Raw genomic sequence first — 2,125 nt, 5'->3', positions numbered from 1 at the left:
CCGCCGTCCGGCCCTCCCACCCCGGAACCCGCGCGCGTCCCGTCGCCCTCGGTGCGCTCCAGCAGCCGGGTGAAGAGCACGGCGTCGTCCGGCCACGGCGGCTCGACGCCCGCCCGGGCCAGCGCCCGCACCGCCGTCCGGCTCGCCGGGTTCTTCACGAAGCCCGCGAGCGGCACGTCACGCTCGACGAACCGCTCCACGAGCCGGACGTACTTCTCGACGACGGCGCGGGGCTTGGCCTCCCGCGCGAGCGCGCCGAGCTCGGGGTCCCGGTCCTGCCAGGTGAAGAGCTCCTTGGGGTAGATCGGTCCGTCGAGCACGAGCAGGTCCTCGACCCGGTCGGCGTGGTCGAGCGCGTGGGTCCCCTCGGCGAGATACAGCGCGAGCGCGTGGACGACCCCCTCGGCGTAGCGGTTCACCCGGGGCGCGTGGAGCACGCGCTGGCGGGTGTGGCCCTCGTCGCGGCGGGTCCAGTCGCTGTCGAACCCGACCCGCGAGTCGCCGGCGTGGACCGTCGCGACGATGGTTCGGTCGCGGTGGAGGGCGAGGTCGGTCGGCGCGCTCGCCATCGCCGCGTGCGCGACGTCGACAACGAGCCCGTTCTTGAACGTCGTGGGGTTGATCGTCCCGGAGTCGAGCCCGTGGACCGTCTCGAACGGGCGGTCGGCGAGCGCGACGTCGTCGATCGACGCGCGCCGGCGCTCGTGGTCGCCGACGGGCTCGATCACGACGCGCCCGTCGCGGCGCAGTTCGGGGAGCCACTCGCGCCACACCCGCTCCGCGAGGTCGTCGTGGTCGGTCGCGTCCGCGTCGCCCGCGATCCCGTGGGCGAGCCGCGCGATGTTCTCGACGTGGATCGGGTCGAGCGTCACGGCCGTACCGCCGTCCGGAGACGTATAAAAGCCGTCGGCCGGCGCCGCCGAACCGTCGAACGCGTCCGCGAGCCGGTCGATCGACGCCGTGAGTCGGTCACCGACCGCCGTCGACGGCCGCGTCGAGCGCCGCACCGAGCACCGGCAGCAACCGCTTCACCTGGGCGCCGTCCTCGACGAAGACCAGCGTGCGCGGCGGGCGGACCGCCTTGGGACGCACGCGCAGCCCGCCGTCGACCGCGGCGTCCGCGACGGCGTCGGGCGCGCTCGCGAACTCGACGCGGACGCGTTCCGGCTGCACGTAGACCTCGGCGATCGGATCGGCGTCGGCGTCTTCGACCGCACTGGCGTCTTCGACCGCCCCGGCGTCGCGGACGACCCGGTACGCGAGCGCGCCGTCGACCGTGGGCTCGACGTCGGGGTCGGCGTCGTCGACGGCGAGGTCGCGCAGTCGCCCCTCGTTCCCGGCTATCTCCGAGGCGAGCAGCTGGGCGATCCGGACCCCGTCGGTCAGGCGTTCGTCGACCATCACGCCCCCTCCGTCGGGTCCTCGGTCTCGCCGTGGTCGGCGGCGGGGTCGTCGGCCGCCAGTTCGGCGCGCACGTCGGCGGCGAGCCGGTCGACCGCGGCGCCGTGCTCTCGCGCGACGAGGACCGCGGCCGCCTCGATGGTGACCGCGAGCGCGCGCTGCCGCTCGTTGATCGCGGCGACGGCGCGCTGCTTCTCGACCCCGGCGGCGACGATCGCGTCGAGCGCGGTCTCGAAGGTGGACTGCTCGCGGAGGATCTCCTCGTCGGGCGTGAACCCCTCGGGCACCGCGACGTCGTCGGGGTCGAACCGCGCGACGAGGTCGCCGTCCGCCTCGTCGACCAGCCCGCGACCGATCGCGACGTCGGCGAGCCGCTTCGCCTGATCGGGGGAGAACCAGTCGCGGTCGAGCGACAGCGCGACGACGAACTCCCCCTCCCCGAGCCGCTCCCTGCCTCGCTGTTTGAACGGCACGGCGACCGCGACCTCCAGGCTCATATCCGATCCGGGGTGCGTCGATCGCGGTAAACCTACCGAACCGCGGAGATCCCCAGGGGGCGAGCGCCGCCCGAGCGCGTCGCGCCGGTGTGGGGTGAACTTTCGATCTCAAGAACTATCGAATCCGAGCGTTGTCGGCGGCTGAAGGCCGCCGGACGGGGACGACTCCCCTCAGGCGTCGTCCGGCCGGGTTCCGCCGTCGGGCGCAGCGCTCGCGGCATCGGGGG

The 2,125-nt window shown here is 74.3% G+C and carries 3 protein-coding genes; all 3 read right to left on the bottom strand.

The genetic code is table 11. The features are described from left to right. The coding region (locus GJ633_RS16045) for a DNA double-strand break repair nuclease NurA (RefSeq protein ID WP_321169132.1) at nucleotides 1-872 on the bottom strand (872 nt) is incomplete at its 3' end. Nucleotides 873-969: 97 nt separating this feature from the next. Continuing rightward, nucleotides 970-1,401 (bottom strand): hypothetical protein, encoded by a 432-nt coding sequence (locus GJ633_RS16040; RefSeq protein WP_156589573.1) that lies wholly within the window; start codon nucleotides 1,399-1,401, stop codon nucleotides 970-972. After that, entirely contained in the window at nucleotides 1,401-1,898 is a 498-nt protein-coding gene (locus GJ633_RS16035; RefSeq protein ID WP_156589572.1) for a DUF2240 family protein, read from the bottom strand. The genes GJ633_RS16040 and GJ633_RS16035 overlap by 1 nt, the downstream gene beginning before the upstream one ends. Between the last annotated feature and the right edge of the window lie 227 nt (nucleotides 1,899-2,125).

This window comes from Halorubrum sp. CBA1125, from assembly GCF_009742825.1.
In the GTDB taxonomy this organism is placed as follows: domain Archaea; phylum Halobacteriota; class Halobacteria; order Halobacteriales; family Haloferacaceae; genus Halorubrum.
This window is presented reverse-complemented; position numbering and strand designations above follow the sequence as displayed.